Raw genomic sequence first — 16,849 nt, 5'->3', positions numbered from 1 at the left:
ATACTATAAGATGAACTAATGTGAATGGACTTGAGAAACATTTTCATCACAAATTGCGATATTTTTCTATTATTTCCCATCAAATTTATGAGAGTAGTATCCAACTTTGTGGGCATGCGGTTTGCCTGTTGGTGCTATAGATCTATTAAATCTAAATTTACATGTTAGTATCATTCAGTGATTATTGTTCTGAGTATGTTATCGAACAGTAAATGAAGATTCGTTTAGAATAATGACCACGTTGAACGCGTTTAACTCAACAGTTAATTGGGTGGATTAAAGTTGAATTATCTTCCAACAACATACAGATAGAATAAAACTTCTATCTTTTGTTAAAGCGGGTATACTTTTTCAACTTTAACGATTTAGCAATTAGTCAGCTCCGCGAGGAACTCTGCGCGCATGAATTTAGACGTAACACCGATTATTACATCACTGCTGGATACCGATGCTTATAAGCTTCATATGCAGCAAGCCGTTTTTCACCGCTACAACCAAGTTCCCGTTGTCGCTGAATTTCGTTGCCGTAGCAGTGATATTTTAGGTGCCTATGCCAATGAGATTGAACAACAGATTCAATTGATGGCACAGCTTTCTCTTTCGGATGATGAATATCAGTACCTGCGTACTCTGCCCTTTTTCACCGAAGACTACCTCTCGTGGCTAAAAACATTCCGCTTTAATCCTGAGCAAGTTGTCGTCAGCGTCGCTGATAATGGTCAACTGGCCATACGCATCAGTGGTCCGTGGCGCGAAGTGATTATGTGGGAAGTGCCACTGTTAGCGTTAGTGAGTGAAATTGTTCAACGTGACAGACACCCTACCATTACCGCTGATGATGCCGTTAACCAACTGCACAAATTATTGGGGCTATTTTATCAAGAAGCCAGCGAACGCCAATTGAATCTATCGGGTTTTAAGTTGATGGATTTCGGTACTCGCCGCCGTTTTTCCTATAAAGTGCAAGCGGCTATCGTGGGTATGCTCAAGCAAGAATTCCCTTATTTAGTGGGTACCAGTAACTACAAATTGGCTCGTGAATTGGGCTTAATGCCTGTAGGCACTCAAGCGCATGAATGGTTCCAAGCTCATCAACAGATAAGCCCTGAACTCGCCAATAGCCAACGTGAAGCCCTACAAAGCTGGCTGGATGAGTACCCAAATCATCTAGGTATCGCCCTCACCGACTGTATTACGATGGATGCTTTCTTGCGTGATTTTGACCGCGAATTTGCTAATCGTTACCAAGGATTACGCCACGATTCTGGGGATCCTATTGAATGGGGTGAAAAAGCCATCGCCCATTATCAAAAATTGGGCATTGACCCACTGAGTAAAACGTTGGTGTTCTCCGATAATTTAGACCTGCAAAAAGCCTTAGAGCTATACCACTATTTCCATAAACGGATCAATTTAGTGTTTGGTATTGGTACAAGACTCACTTGCAACATTCCGAACGTGGTACCGATGAATATCGTGATCAAGCTGGTGGAATGTAATGGCAAGCCCGTTGCTAAATTATCCGATAGCCCAGGAAAAACCATCTGTGAAGATGATGAATTTGTGAATCAGCTACGCAAAGCCTTTGACCTTCCTAAAATGGAAAAAGCCTGCTAAAAACAAATTAATAACCCGATAGCGATTTTTTACTTGTTTCCTGCCAAATGGCAAGTAACATAGCAGATTACCCCTGAAATATGGGATTTCGGAAAAGATGTCGGGTTATCGCTTTTTCTTATCGTGAGTTTTCTTCTTATATAGTGTTTCTTCGTAAACCCTTAAGCAGTCAACCCCAATAACGCATACTCGTCATCTCATATCGTTAATATTATTTAAAAGAGAGTAATTTTTATGATCGTTGCGCCTGTAGTCGATGTACTGCAAGGCCGTGTGGCGGTGGGCTCTGAAGTCACCGTTCAAGGCTGGGTACGTACAAGGAGAGATTCAAAAGCTGGTTTTTCTTTCCTCGCCGTTTATGACGGTTCATGCTTTAACCCATTACAGGCTATCATCAATAATAATTTATCTAATTATAATGACGAAGTCCTGCGTTTAACCACAGGCTGCTCAGTGGAAGTCACCGGTGTCGTGACCGAATCTCAAGGTCAAGGTCAACCTTTTGAATTGCAAGCAACGTCCGTGAAAGTCGTTGGTTGGGTTGAAGATCCTGACACTTACCCAATGGCAGCCAAACGCCACAGCGTCGAGTTTTTACGTGAAGCCGCTCACTTGCGCCCACGCACTAACTTAATCGGTGCTGTTGCACGTGTTCGCCACACATTAGCGCAAGCTCTGCATCGTTTCTTTGATGAACAGGGTTTCTTCTGGGTTTCTACCCCACTTATCACTGCATCAGATACTGAAGGTGCGGGTGAAATGTTCCGTGTTTCTACACTGGACTACAACAACTTGCCACGTAATGACAAAGGCGAAGTGGATTTCAGCGAAGATTTCTTCGGTCGCGAAGCCTTCTTAACGGTTTCTGGTCAGCTGAACGGCGAAGCTTATGCGACTGCATTAAGCAAAATCTACACCTTTGGTCCAACTTTCCGTGCTGAAAACTCCAACACCAGCCGCCACTTGGCTGAATTCTGGATGTTAGAGCCTGAAGTCGCATTTGCTGACTTAGATGACATCGCAGGTCTTGCTGAAGAAATGCTGAAATATGCATTCAACGCGGCATTAACCGAACGTCGCGATGACCTTGAATTCTTTGCTGAACGTGTCGATAAAGATGTGATTAACCGTCTGGAACGTTTTGTGAGTTCTGATTTTGCTCAAGTTGACTATACCGATGCGATCAAAATCCTCGAAACCTGCGGTCAGAAATTCGAAAACCCAGTTTATTGGGGTGTCGATATGTCTTCAGAACATGAGCGTTACTTAGCAGAGCAGCACTTTAAAGCGCCAGTTGTGGTTAAAAACTACCCGAAAGATATTAAAGCTTTCTATATGCGCCTTAATGAAGACGGTAAAACCGTTGCTGCGATGGATGTCTTAGCCCCTGGCATTGGTGAAATCATCGGTGGTTCTCAGCGTGAAGAACGTTTGGACAGACTGGATGCACGTTTAGAAGAAATGGGCATGAATAAAGAAGATTACTGGTGGTATCGTGATCTGCGCCGTTATGGCACCGTGCCTCATTCTGGTTTCGGTCTTGGTTTTGAGCGTTTAATTGCTTACGTCACTGGCGTCAGCAACGTACGTGAAGTGATCCCATTCCCACGTACCCCAAGAAACGCGGCATTCTAATGCCAATTACCCGTCATAGGGCTTAAATGGTTATTCATATCGGGTCACTAAGTGGCCCGATATTGTTATCTCTACTGTTTATTACTAACTATTGGCCCTGACTGAATATTTTGAGAGCACTGTCACAGTTTTCCTTTTATCGCCCTATTTTTTGCTTTTTTATTAACGATTCCTATTCCGACTAAGAATAATCTGCTTTGAGCGTGTTGCCATTCTTATTTGTCAGTACACTTTTCCCTCATCAATGAATGATATCGTTCGAAAAAAGTTCAATTTGTCTTTCAAAAAAGTTCCCTCTTTTTTGTAAAATTTTTTCAACTGGTAGGATGAGTGGTTATTTTTTACTCGATTTTTTACATTTAGAAACACCTTGTTACCATTTGTTTCAGAATCTTCGTTTTTGTAGCATTTTGGGGGTAGATAAATTTATCTACCAATGGAACACTGGACGCCGACTAAAGACGACACTAATCTCTCATAAATAGTTCAAAAGAAATTTATGGATTATTTTTGGCAGTGGCAGGTGTCCGAATAACACCAATGAGGGTAATAATAATGATGAAACGCAATATTCTTGCAATGGTTATCCCAGCTCTGTTAGCTGCTGGTGCAGCAAACGCAGCTGAAGTCTACAACAAAGACGGCAACAAATTAGACGTTTACGGTAAAGTGGACGTACGTCATTACTTTGCTGATGCTCGCGTTAGCGAAGACAGCAACGCTAAAAGCCAAGACGGTGATGATTCACGTGTTCGCGTAGGTATTAAAGGTGATACTCAAATCACTGATCAACTGACTGGTTTTGGTCGTTTTGAGTGGGAAACTAAAACTAACAAAAGTGAATCAGAGTCAACAAACAAAAACCGTTTAGCGTATGCTGGTCTGAAATTCCAAGATTTCGGTTCTATCGACTACGGCCGTAACTACGGTGTTATCTATGACACGAACGCATGGACCGACGTTTTCCCATTATGGGGCGGCGACACTATGGCTCAGTCAGACAACTACATGACTTCACGTAACCGTAACCTGTTAACTTACCGTAACAACAACATGTTCGGTTATGTTGATGGCCTGAGCTTCGCTCTGCAATACCAAGGTAAAAATGGTGACGAAAACCTGTCAACTAGCTCATCAGTTGATAAAAACAACGGTGACGGTTACGGTTTCTCTACCGCTTATGACTTAGGTTGGGGCGTGACTCTGGGTGGTGGTTACTCTAACTCTTCCCGTACTCCAGCACAAAACGTTGATACTAATGGTAAAGCGTCTGGCGAACGTGCTCAAGCATGGGATGTTGGTGCGAAATTTGACGCTAACAACGTATACTTAGCAGCTATGTACGGTGAAACACTTAACACAACTCGCTACGGCGAAGAAGGTGGTGTTGCTAACAAAACTCAAAACGTTGAATTAGTAGCTCAATACCTGTTCGATTTCGGTCTGAAACCATCTTTAGGTTATAACCAATCTAAAGGTAAAGACCTGTACAAAAATGTTGATGGTAAATACCAAAACGAAGATTTAGTTAAATATATCTCTGTAGGTTCTTACTACTATTTCAACAAAAACATGTCTGCAGTTGTTGATTACAAAATCAACTTGCTGAAAGACAACGACTTCACTAAAGCTGCTGGTATCAGCACTGACAACGTGTTAGGTCTGGGCTTAGTTTACCAATTCTAATTATCAGTTAACTGATAATCTGAAAACAGTAAATCATGTTTTTGAAAGCAGCGCTCCGGCGCTGCTTTTTTATTGCTCGCATTTTATTCCTCCATCATCGAATCGGCTAACCCTCTTATTTGTTAATAATCCCACTAATTAGATTAACTCACTGGTCTATACTCAATTTTTGGTTAAATTTGATGTAATGGCTATCTAGCTCACAAGATCACACCAATTTTTAGTAAAACAATTGGCAAAAACCCTCTTCCAAGTTACTCTGATAGCTCGACATTTTCCGTTGTACCTCTTTTCAGCTAAACCACAGAGTTTTGGAATCGACAATATGTTTGAGAAAATCATTTCTGCCCCAGCTGACCCTATCCTCGGTCTTGCTGATAGTTTCCGTGCTGATCCTCGCGATAACAAAATCAACCTCGGTATCGGTGTCTACAAAGACGAATCAGGTAAAACCCCTGTTCTAGACACCGTCAAAAAAGCAGAGAAATTCCTGCTAGACAACGAGAATACCAAAAACTACCTCGCGATTAGCGGAATGCCGGAGTTTGGTCGTGTCACTCAAACGCTGCTGTTTGGTGCTAACCATGAAATCATCAGCTCACAACGTGCTCGTACGGCGCAAGCACCAGGTGGTACAGGTGCCCTGCGTATCGCAGCCGATTTCATTGCTAAACAAACTAACGCAAAGCGTGTTTGGATCAGCAACCCAACGTGGCCTAACCATAAGAATATTTTCGAAGCAGCTGGTTTAGAAGTGCTGACTTACAATTACTACGATGCAGCCAACCACGGTATGGACTTTGCTGGCATGCTAAACAGCCTGTCATCTGCGGTTGCTGGTGATGTGATTGTTCTCCATGGCTGCTGCCATAACCCAACCGGTATTGACCCAACGCCAGAGCAATGGACTCAACTGGCTGCTCTGTGTGCTGAAAAAGGGTTATTACCTGTATTCGACTTCGCTTACCAAGGTTTTGCGAAAGGTTTAGATGAAGATGCAGAAGGCTTACGCATTTTCACCAAAAACAACCCAGAAATGATTGTTGCCAGCTCATTCTCGAAAAACTTCGGTCTGTACAATGAGCGTGTGGGTGCTTGCACCATCATCGCCAAAGATAGCGATAACGCAGAGCGCGCATTTAGCCAAGCGAAAGCGGTTATTCGTGCTAACTACTCCAACCCACCAGCACACGGTGCGGCGGTGGTTACCACTATCCTGTCTGATGAAACATTAAAAGCTGAGTGGATCCAAGAACTGACCTCAATGCGCGAACGTATTAAACGTATGCGTCAACTGCTGGTTAAAACATTGGAAGAGAAAGGCGCTAAACAAGACTTTAGCTTCATCATCAACCAAAATGGTATGTTCTCCTTCAGTGGGCTAACTAAAGAGCAGGTAGAGCGTCTACGTAGCGAATTTGGTATCTACGCAGTAAGTTCTGGCCGCATCAACGTGGCTGGCTTAACACTGGAAAACATGGTTCCGCTGTGTGATGCTATTGTAAAAGTGCTTTAAGATTCAATTTGGAATCTGATGAATTGCAAAACACCCCTTAATGGGGTGTTTTTTTGTTTTTACATCAATAGGAATTACAGAACGTTAAGAAAATGCACTGTTGTAGACACCGCACCCCAATAAGGCACTGGCGAATTCTTTTTAGATTGATTTTCCAAATTGCTTTCATGCTCAATCCGCTGCTCTGCAAGCAGTTGAACCAAACGATCAATCTTTAAATCCACATTCTGTTGTGAGAGTTTCTGATGATTGTTTATGTGGCTCACCTGCGTCACATTAGCCATCGAGCCTTGGTGATTATTATGGCGTAGCGTGACCGTTCTTCCGCTGTATGACTGATAGGTTGTCTCCGCAATAGTAGGAGATACTTCCTGATAACGGATAGCATCTATCTTAAAGTCAATCAGAGCCACTTGATTACGCCCTTCAAAATCATGAATGGCCACATTTCCTTGCCCATGACCACTCACAATGTAGAGATCATCGCCTTTCTCGCCGGAAAGCTTGTCATTGCCAGTTAACGAAATCAGAACATCCCGCCCCATACCTTTTGCCAGTAAAGTATCATCACCTTCCCCACCATACAGAACGTTCTCACCATCAAAGCAAATCAGTTTATCATTCCCATTCCCACCCTTGATCACGCGCCCTTGGGAGGATTCATCAACAATTTCATCATCGCCATCTAACGTATCTATCAAAAAGTGTTCGCTAGGTGTTTTTATTAAGATGGCATCATTTCCTGTGGTTTGTTTCAATGGTTTAGCCATTCCCTTTAATGTTTCAGCTAATTCACTCACTGGCTTCCAGGTTGCTAATCGACCAGACTGTTTAGCTAAATCCTGTTGAGCGGATAAGTAGTCTACTAATGGTGTCATTCCATTTTTTGCCGAAGAGAAATATTCCGCATCTAATTGCTCATAGTGATGCACAGTAACACTAGCGTTGCTGCCATCGGTTGGCGGTTTGATTTTGACGATTTTTCCCGCTTGAGAAACATAAAGGTGATACTGTATTTCCCCTGAGGCATCCTTAATCACTTGTGGTTTAAAGTTAATTAGATGGATGTGGTTATCACCGAGATTGTCTTCTAAATAAACAGTACCAGAATGGTTTCCATCAATAACATAGTGGTCATTCCCCGCCTCCCCCATTAAGGTGTCATTTCCTTGACTTGACAACAATAAGTCATCGCCTTCACCACCACTCAAAAAATTGTCTCCGGCGCCACCATATAACACATTATTACCATCAATAGCTTTGATATTGTCATCCCCTTCACCACCTATCAGTATGTAACTGGCTAGGCTTCTATTGATAATAATGTCATCGCCATCTTTCCCATCAATGATATGCCGCTCAGACAGATAGCCTACTGGTAAAATAATTTCATCGGCACTGTCACTACTCTTAGAAACAGGTTTCAGTGGCATAAGGCTCTGAGTCTGCAAATCTAATGAAAACATATTGCTGTTTCTATCCTGAATCAAAATAACATCGGTCAATTTGTCATCAACATTGACGAAATTAATCGCTAATTGCCGCTGACCGAATTTATCCTTGCTATATAGCGTTAACCCCTCCATTGACAATGCATAACCATTATCGGTAGGCAGAAGTAAGATGACTTTATCATCTGCCGTAAATTGCCCATTAACCGATGCAAAATCAAAGGTGATTGTCGAACGCTCATCTTCCGCATGTACGATTTGATAGGTATCTATTCCGCGGCTGGCATGAATGTAACTTCCAGAACTAATCAGTGATAATAGATTGTTCTTATCATCCCCCTGATACACCAAATTCTCCGCTCGCCCAATGGGCGTAAACCATCCCCAACTTGAGGCTATATGATGACGATTTTGGTTGATGGTAATGGCATTTAACGTTTCATCAATTTTGACTGATTTACCATCTGAGTTTCTTAGTTGGTCATTTTCTTGAATATAGCTAATATTGAAGAATTGGGTCGGCGCCCCTTCATCTAACGCTTTTATCTGGCTGGTCATCACAAAACCATCTTTCGTATGTAACCGATAAGTATGGTTGGTTTTTTGTTGACCTTGACTCACCGTAGTCACGTTATTCAAGACAATCGTTACCGAACTCTCAACATTGCTGTAAGTAAAATCATCCACCTTAGAGCTAGGCAGTGAAATGACGAGATACAAGTTATTATCTTGAAGATAGACCTGTTTTATTTCATTCAGTGAATACTCTAGGCTAACAATGCTTTGAGATTGGCTGGACTCATCAATAACCACTTTTACGTGATACTGTTGATGGTTATGTTGGTAGATTGGGTTAAGCGTCGTTTTGGTTTTGACTGCTTTTAGTTTCCCATCCCAATAGCGGTTCGTCAGATAAAGGTTATCCACATCCGCCGTCCAATCAAAACGTCGGATATGGTAACTATCATCACCCTGACCGCCTACCGCCATTCCTTGGGTTAAAATCAGTTTATCGTTACCATCTTCCCCAATAAGTAAATCTTTACCCAATCCGCCATCAAGAATATTAGCCATATCATTGCCACGTAACCTGTCATTACTATTTCCTTTGATAAGGATATTCTCGATACTTTGTAAATGGGCAACCGAAATAAATTGATGTGTAAACTGATGTTTATAGTGCAGACTATTTAACGCTAAATTGGCATGGACATCATAACCTTCAGGTAAGCTATCGACCACGACCGTGTCTTGTCCTTGCTGACCATCTAGGTACTTTGTTGGTTTATTATCATCACGGGAACGAAGTGACGTTAAACTACTGTCCCGAATATAAAACAGATCATCTTTATTTCCCCCCGCAAAATATTTCTCCCCAGAAAGAACTTGAAAGGCATTTTTTTGTTCTTGATGGCCGATAAGTAAGTCATTGCCATTCCCTGTATTCCAACTCGTTCCTCGGCTATGCGGGTTCTTAAGATAAAGGCTAATACCTTTTTTATCATTAACTAAATGCTCACTGGAGAGGCGTTCATTTTCTTGTAATATCTGTTGCCCTAATACCCCAAACTCCCTTTTTTTTGAATAGAAGCTCAGCTGTTCAGGATTCGATTGGGCTAATTGGTCTTGAAGCGATAATGTGGCATCACCATTTGATATACGATGGCGAGTTTGAAATTCATCGAGTAACGGGTTTTTGTAGGCCAAATTTAAATAATAGCGTTCGTGGGTTGGCTCACTCCCTGTGCGTTTAAGGTCAATCACTTCTTTGGCTTTTTTATGTGAGCGAAAATGTTCTCGTAGATTCCGTCCCTTACTACTATAAAGATGTTTTAAATTTCGATACCATGCTGTCTTTCTTATCACTTTGTTGACCAAAATAAACTCGACTTCCGCCGCAGTGAACGATGGCGCGCCTTTCTCTGTATAACGCATTCCCCAAGTATTCATGCCGTGATATTCATTTTTTAGGGTTCCGTAAAAATGATTACCATAGTCATCTACTAAATAATATCGGGGTTCATTTTGATAAGTGGGTTTTTCAACAATACTTAAGTGATGGTCAAAACCTGCTTGCAAAATACTGTTTTCAAACTGAGTAAGATCCATCTGCCAATCTTGGTCTTTAAACGCATTAATATATAACTGGGTACTCATTTCTTGTTGGCTACGCAACGTGGGCTCTAATCCTAGCGCCCCTCGGATCCCTTCTTCTAGTTCACGATCCCAATCGATATCAATCACTGTTTTAATCTTTTCGACAGCACGAACACCGTTATAGACCCAACCGCCAACCAGTAATATTCCGCCAATAACCAATCCCGCTACAGGGACTGAGGAAGCTCCTACCAGTACCGCAATAACCGTGACACCATTAACCACCGCACTAACAATAGAAAATGAAGCATTAACAATGAGATCTTGGCGCTGTTTCGGGTCTGTCACGCTATCTAACTTAGAGAGGCTATCGTAGGCTTGATAAATATCAATGCCCATCCCAACTAAATTAAAAATTACCACAACACCTGTCGATATCCTTGCTCTAACAAGTGAAGTAGCACTTTTTTTTGAGGCAATATTGAGCAACATCGGCTGTATTATCATGTCACCGTAATTAAAAAAGGCAGAAGCGCAAAGTAAATATAATTGTTTTTCTAATTCTTTAGTTTCTTCATCGGTGATATCCGGGTTATCCAATCGATTCAAAATTGAATAAGCCCCTATGAGACCCTGAATAGCCCCAGCACCGCCCATGCTTTGCCCAAAGCGATTAGCAATCCGGTGAAATAATGGAAGTCGAGTACCTGCCTGCCTAATATTTTGTAATGTGGTTGATGAAACAGACTCGTGTTGAAGATCTACATCGTTTGCTAAATATTTAAATTGTTTTTTAAGCACCCCAGACTCAGCAAAGTTTGCATCACGTTTCACCAATTGATAAATATCCCCAGAACTTAATTGTTCATAAAATATCTTTATAAACGCAATATCATCTTTATTTCCGTCCATTACCGTAAAATACATCGCCAATTTTTCAGATGAAAAGCGTATATTCTTATGCAAATTAGGTAATGCCATATCTCCATGAGTAATAGGCTTCCCATCTATCGTCGCGCCAAGATGCTGTAATTTAGAAAAGGCTATTTTCTCTCCATTTAATTCAACCCAACAATTTTGAGTCGAATTAAATTCCACCTGTTCCCTAATTAACGTTCGCTGATTTAAAGATTCAGATAGCGACACTTTCAATTCATTATCTTCAAGATTGATAAATTGAAGATTGGTTCTAAAATCGCCATCGCTAGTTAATTGAAATCCTGCCGCGACTCCCCGAGGCATAGATTGTCCATCAGCAAGTTCTATAGTTTGATTAAAATAGTTTTTTAAATGTTGTTTGAACTGATGCTTTGCAGTCTGAAGAGAGGCATTTTTACTGGTAAATTGGATGCCCTGAGGATCAAATAAGCTGAATTCATAAACACCATTGCGTTTCACGTAAATAACGGTATAGCTCGTCACTTTCCCTTTCAAGAATACAATCCCATTTACCGAGTCAGCCTCAGGGGAAAATAGTGTTGAGATTGATTGATCAGCAATCGTGACCCCACTATTCTTAACTCGCGTACTAATGCCCTGCTCATATTGCTGCATTTTATCTAGCAATGCTTCGCCAGAGGCAGTTAAAACACCGTGCTGTTTAGCCCATTCAAGTTGTGCTTTTTGCTCTAAGAAATTTCTCGCGGCATAACTGTCTGTCAGATGATATTCAATGGCATATACGGCACCTAAAGTTTGGTCGATAGATTGAGCCGGCTTATCTGAACGAATTATTCCATGATTAATTAAACCGCTATGATATCCCGCCTCCATCTGGTTTTGATAATTCAATAACTGATTATATTGTTTCAAACGTTGAGTTTGGTTATTTTCATAAGCATCTAATGCCTCTGAAAATGAAAGCCCTTTCAGGAGCGCGTTTTCCCCATCAAAATGACTATCACTAATCTGGCTAAATCCCTCTAATTTATCACTAAAAAGCATAAATTTATTATGGTCAGTAACCAAATCTAATATTTTTCCTTTATCAACCCCATCACCTGCCGGAAATAGAGATTTAAGTAACTCAACTGAGTGATCACTCAGATGATTTAATACCGACAAATCATTTTTAATGGCTAACAGCAACCTTTGCATTTTTATTGCTTGTCGCGGGTGAGACGGTTGCAGGTCCTGCTCAATGTTCCCCGATAACCATAGAGGTAGCTGAGTTTCATCTTTGTTCAGCGATTGATTATATTCTGCATTGACGAATGGATCATGAAGTGCAATTTTGAATTTTCGTTGGTCAAAATTCCCGTGCTCATTCGTAAAATCGTCTGCTAAATAAGGATGGTCCGTCAAACGGATCGCGTTGAGATCCTGTTCTCCTAGTGCCACTTTTTCAAACAACGCTTGAATTTGTTGCCCTTTTGTTGTGGATAACGCTCCTCGCTCATGAGTAAATTTCGACAATACCTTAGTCTCGAACCCATGCTGTTTTAACGTCGCTTCAAGCTCAGAAGTAAAGCTGTGATGTTCCGCAGCCTCAGTGATCATCCCGTCACTCAAGGTATGATATAGAATATGGTCTGGTGCCGCGAATGGGTATTTCTGTTTTAGCGCAACTAATCCTGAAACCAAGTTTATATTTGATTTACTTAAGGTTTCACCATCACCTATCAGCAGCCAGTCCACCGTTTTTTGGCTCTCTACTAATGAAGCAATCGAAGCCTCACCGTATTCAATAGTCCACTTTTTCGCCTCTGCGTCCATTTGAAAAATCAGCGTATTATATGGATTTTTCGCTGCCCAGCTTTCTGCAAGTTGGCGACCTTTTCCATCACCAGTAAGGCGGATAATGACCGTTAAATTTGAGTCTGTGGCAGTCGATGTCGGGCTGGACAGTTTTTGTATACGTGTTTTATCAACCATTTTCCATAATGGGATAGACGTCATTCCTTCTTGATTTAATTTTTTCGTAAAATCACGATAGAAATTATCGGGTAATTTCCCGCCTGTTTTTTTTAATTCGCCAACAAATAATCGATAAACTTCAGGGTTATAAATGACTTTCCTCAAGAGATTGAGATCTAAATTTTGCGTACCCGGATCCCTAAACGCAGAGAAATGATCGGGTTTGGTATAATACGTTAATTGGTCTATGGATAATTCACCTCGACGCACTTCATTGATAAAAAACAGTGTGCTTGATTGACGATTAACACGTATTTGCTGTGTCTCTGGGTGATATTGATAGATAAACTTATAGCCTTCCGGACTCACTGCCTCAGTGGGATCACCCGCTGGCTGAACAAGTTTGGCTCCTGAATGGATATTTCTGACCGGACGATTATAAGCTGTCACGGGCATATGCATATTATGTTCAGCAAATAAACTGACAGCTTTCATCGCAAAGTTTTCATTGACCCCTCCGCGACTTAAATTGCACCCTAACATCACCAATTTATCAGGATTACGATCACCTAATAGTTCATGTTGTAAAAAACGTAGACCTTCAACATACTGCTTAGCAGAATTTCCTGCATACGTCGTCGGTTGATTCTCACCTTGATAATTACCGTGACCGATTGTGATAAAACGTATTTTTCCTGTTTCTAGACGCTTAACATCCCCATGTAGCACTTTATATTGCTTCGTCTGCATGTTGAATTGAACGATCATTGAATCATCGGGATGTTTAGAAAATGCACGCGCAGTAGACCATGCAGAAACATTATCCCCAGCAAGCATAATAAACACATTGTAGTCATACTGTGTTGGCTTTACGGTTCTGTTGATTTTTGTGTTCCGCTGCGTGAGTTCTTGATATCGCGACATAGGATCCTGCCACTGATCAATTGAGTCGGTTGTCGGAGATCGCTCCCCGGCGAGGAACTCAGAATGACTCTGCATCATATGCTGAAGATAAACATCATCAAATCCTGTATCTAATTGAGCGACGGGTTTGCCAAGTTGTCGCTCCATTTCACTATCGTAGTGCTGACTCTGTTGTTGAATTGCTGCAACATCCACATTAAGCGCGAATTGATTGGCTAAGCTTTTTTTCCGCGCCAATTCAATCCGTCCTTCAATAAAACTGTCTGATATTTTGCGTTTGGGATCAAAATATTGCCCAATATCTCCTTCGCTCCATTTTTTATTTAATGGCGCACGATAACCTTGGTTAATGAGTAGTTGCTGGAAATTAGAAAGCTGCTCAACATCATTAATAATAATGGCGCCTTGTGCGTTCATCTGAAAATAGGTGGATATCGCTTCGGAGGAACCTGTTAAGGCATTTCGCGCCTTTAATTTTTCAGGCAGGAAAAACGTAATCGGGAAGTTTTCTTTCATGACGCTTGCCGGGTTTGCATCATCCGCACCATGGTGAATTAACTCCATACCATTTGTACGGTTAAGCCTTTTGTTTAACTTATTTTTGATCTCTTTAATTCTGTTATTAGTGATGCCATTGTCCCGACCTTCATGCTTATTATATTCTGCTTCATTGGCATATAACGCTTTCTGACGTGAGGTTAGCTCATCAAAATTCACACTGGCTTTCCACTCTGCCCAAGTTGGCATTTCACTCACTTTGACATAGTGTTCCAGCTCTGAAATTGGGAAAATAATACTGAATAAATCATAATCGGCGGTCATGGCTTTCCCCGTTTTAGGGTCACCAACAACATAAAATGGTTTAATTTCACCATTATCTTGATAATAAACTTGCCAAGTATCCACTCCATCTCGAGTTAATCTTTTCAATATAAAATGGACTTCATTCCCATCAAGAACAGAAGTAACCTGAATATCGCCATTTTTATTTATAGTCGTTGGTGATGAAATGGTTTTATATTGTTGGAGTTCGTTAATACGCTCAGATGTTATTTCCAATATCACCGAAACACCCTTGCCTTTCGCCAGCGAATCTTGGACATAACTATTATATTTTTTGCTTTCTGCCCGCCCTGATGATTTAGCAAATCTCTGTTCTACAGGTATAAATCCTGAGTGAGGCCCCCAATCCGCGCTCTTTCCTTTTATCGCCAGCCCTTTGCTACTATAGTGACCGGATTGGATCAATGAACTCGATTTCTCATCTATCGGACGAAAGCCAATAATAATATCTTCTTTATCTGCTATTAGTGAAATAGCTTTTTGGTGCTCAATGGGGATTCCGATATTGGCGCTTTTTTCCGTCGTTGATAATGGCTGAAGTTTTAAATTGATGTTCGAGTAACTTTGACTACTTGCATGAAGGCTTGGTGCGGAGGTTGCTACATTTTTTAAGTGAATCACATCAAAGTTACTGCTAACGGAATACACTTTACTTTCGTTTTGAGAAATAACGATATCACTTGATATTTTAGATAACGTTTCCAGATTGTCATTTATTCGTGTTTTCAATTCTGCCACATCGAGTATATCAGTGAAGATAAAATATTTTTTCCCGTTTAAATCCGCTTTAATTTTAACAAATTCATTCTCTAAGAAAAATTCTTGATATATCAACTTATTTTTCTTATTGTTATCGAGATAAACAGTTTCTTTCCCTTCAGCTAAAAGCAAGCTTTCTGTCAGCTTAATATTCTCAATATTAAGATTTTTTAAAGGTGCTCTTTGAAATTCATTTTTATTAAATGATGAGTAACCGATACCAAAATCACCGTTTTCTTTTCTTAAAAAACCATAATAATCTGCCTGTTTATCAACAAAGTCGATAATAAATGTCTTGAAGCTTGCCTCGTCATAGTATTTAAAAACACCATAATTAGGATCAAAGAAATTGTAACCCCATGATTGAGTTTTCTGATTGTATTCGACTACCAATGCCATGGAATGATTTACAGCCTTAAATTCAAACAACAATGTTTCTTGACCTTTCTTCGTATGGCTGGAAATTTTACGAATAAATTCATTGAGGTTAATTTCGCTACGATAGCTCTCCCTACCGTTATAACTATGATTATCTAAATCTAATGAAACTCCGTTTTTCCTATTGTTTTCTTTTTGAATTTTATAGTTATCAAAATCAAGACTCTTTAAGATCATTTCTTTAGAAAAATTCGCATCGTTAATATCAAAGTTTTTCGCTATTTCATTTTTCCGGCTAGAAAATCGTTCATGAAACTGTTTGAACCAAGGGTCTTGGGCCAATGGATTATTACGTTTCTCAATCTGGCTAAATTCGATTTCCAACGCATCGTAAAATTGATGTAATTTTATTTTTTGAAGCTCTTTAAGATTATCTGCATACTGTTGCTTATTTTTATTTTTTTCACGATATTTTTTATATGATTCGATACCTTCATCAATCGAATGACTCATATATTCCAGAAAAGACTTCCCTTCAATTGGCGTAACATACCGATACGATAAATTTGCATGAATAACGGATGAATCAGTTTCGATTCTATGAGTATGTATCACATCTTTTAAATACTCATTGAATAGTACACTTGCGTGCATTTTTAATGATTTAGCTCTGACTTTATCATAAGCATTTTTATATTCTGTTTTATCATCGATAATATTTATTAATTCATTTAACTTATTAAGATAATCGTTCCCTTGGCCTATTGAACTATAAGATAAGAACTCATTTGAAAACCCATAACAGTAGCCATCTGACATGGAATAATCCACACCATCCCATGTCACCATTTTTTTTAAGTGACTCAACCTACTTTGCGATTTTTCGCCTCTGAAAAAATTCGCGATTTTCCCTTTGTTATCAAACTCTTTTAAATTAATTAATAACGTTTCTTGTGAAAATCTCAACTCAATATTTGGCTTTGGCATTTATACCTCATTGTTAAAATCAATATATTCTTTAAATTAATAAATAAGCAACTGATTACCTATTTATTAAAAAATACCAAAGATAATTAACAGAATAAAA

The 16,849-nt window shown here is 40.1% G+C and carries 5 protein-coding genes; 4 read left to right on the top strand and 1 reads right to left on the bottom strand.

Going from position 1 to position 16,849, the window contains the following annotated elements:
• Nucleotides 1-402 precede the first annotated feature (402 nt).
• The 4 genes from pncB to ACIH2S_RS06545 all read left to right on the top strand — a co-directional run bounded on the left by pncB (nucleotide 403) and on the right by ACIH2S_RS06545 (nucleotide 6,454).
• A complete protein-coding gene (gene pncB, locus ACIH2S_RS06560) occupies nucleotides 403-1,617 on the top strand; it encodes a nicotinate phosphoribosyltransferase (RefSeq protein ID WP_108478897.1) in 1,215 nt (404 codons plus the stop codon).
• Between the two features lie 234 nt (nucleotides 1,618-1,851).
• A complete protein-coding gene (asnS, locus tag ACIH2S_RS06555) occupies nucleotides 1,852-3,252 on the top strand; it encodes an asparagine--tRNA ligase (RefSeq protein WP_108478898.1) in 1,401 nt (466 codons plus the stop codon).
• Between the two features lie 555 nt (nucleotides 3,253-3,807).
• Nucleotides 3,808-4,938: a porin gene (locus ACIH2S_RS06550; RefSeq protein ID WP_279432353.1), complete on the top strand. Its 1,131-nt coding sequence runs from the start codon at nucleotides 3,808-3,810 to the stop codon at nucleotides 4,936-4,938.
• Nucleotides 4,939-5,263: 325 nt separating this feature from the next.
• Nucleotides 5,264-6,454, top strand: coding sequence for an amino acid aminotransferase (locus tag ACIH2S_RS06545; RefSeq protein ID WP_108478899.1), 1,191 nt, complete (start codon nucleotides 5,264-5,266; stop codon nucleotides 6,452-6,454).
• Between the two features lie 74 nt (nucleotides 6,455-6,528).
• On the opposite strand, the gene ACIH2S_RS06540 is transcribed toward ACIH2S_RS06545, so the two are convergent.
• Nucleotides 6,529-16,749 (bottom strand): anthrax toxin-like adenylyl cyclase domain-containing protein, encoded by a 10,221-nt coding sequence (locus ACIH2S_RS06540; protein ID WP_430248315.1) that lies wholly within the window; start codon nucleotides 16,747-16,749, stop codon nucleotides 6,529-6,531.
• Nucleotides 16,750-16,849 lie beyond the last annotated feature (100 nt).

It is taken from the genome of Providencia lanzhouensis, assembly GCF_050469745.1.
Lineage (GTDB): Bacteria > Pseudomonadota > Gammaproteobacteria > Enterobacterales > Enterobacteriaceae > Providencia > Providencia lanzhouensis.
This window is presented reverse-complemented; position numbering and strand designations above follow the sequence as displayed.

Coding starts and splice junctions, on each gene's coding strand:
- ACIH2S_RS06550 (WP_279432353.1), top strand. CDS start 3,808: ATGATGAAACGCAATATTCTTGCAATGGTTATCCCAGCTCTGTTAGCT.
- asnS (WP_108478898.1), top strand. CDS start 1,852: ATGATCGTTGCGCCTGTAGTCGATGTACTGCAAGGCCGTGTGGCGGTG.
- ACIH2S_RS06545 (WP_108478899.1), top strand. CDS start 5,264: ATGTTTGAGAAAATCATTTCTGCCCCAGCTGACCCTATCCTCGGTCTT.
- pncB (WP_108478897.1), top strand. CDS start 403: ATGAATTTAGACGTAACACCGATTATTACATCACTGCTGGATACCGAT.
- ACIH2S_RS06540 (WP_430248315.1), bottom strand. CDS start 16,749: ATGCCAAAGCCAAATATTGAGTTGAGATTTTCACAAGAAACGTTATTA.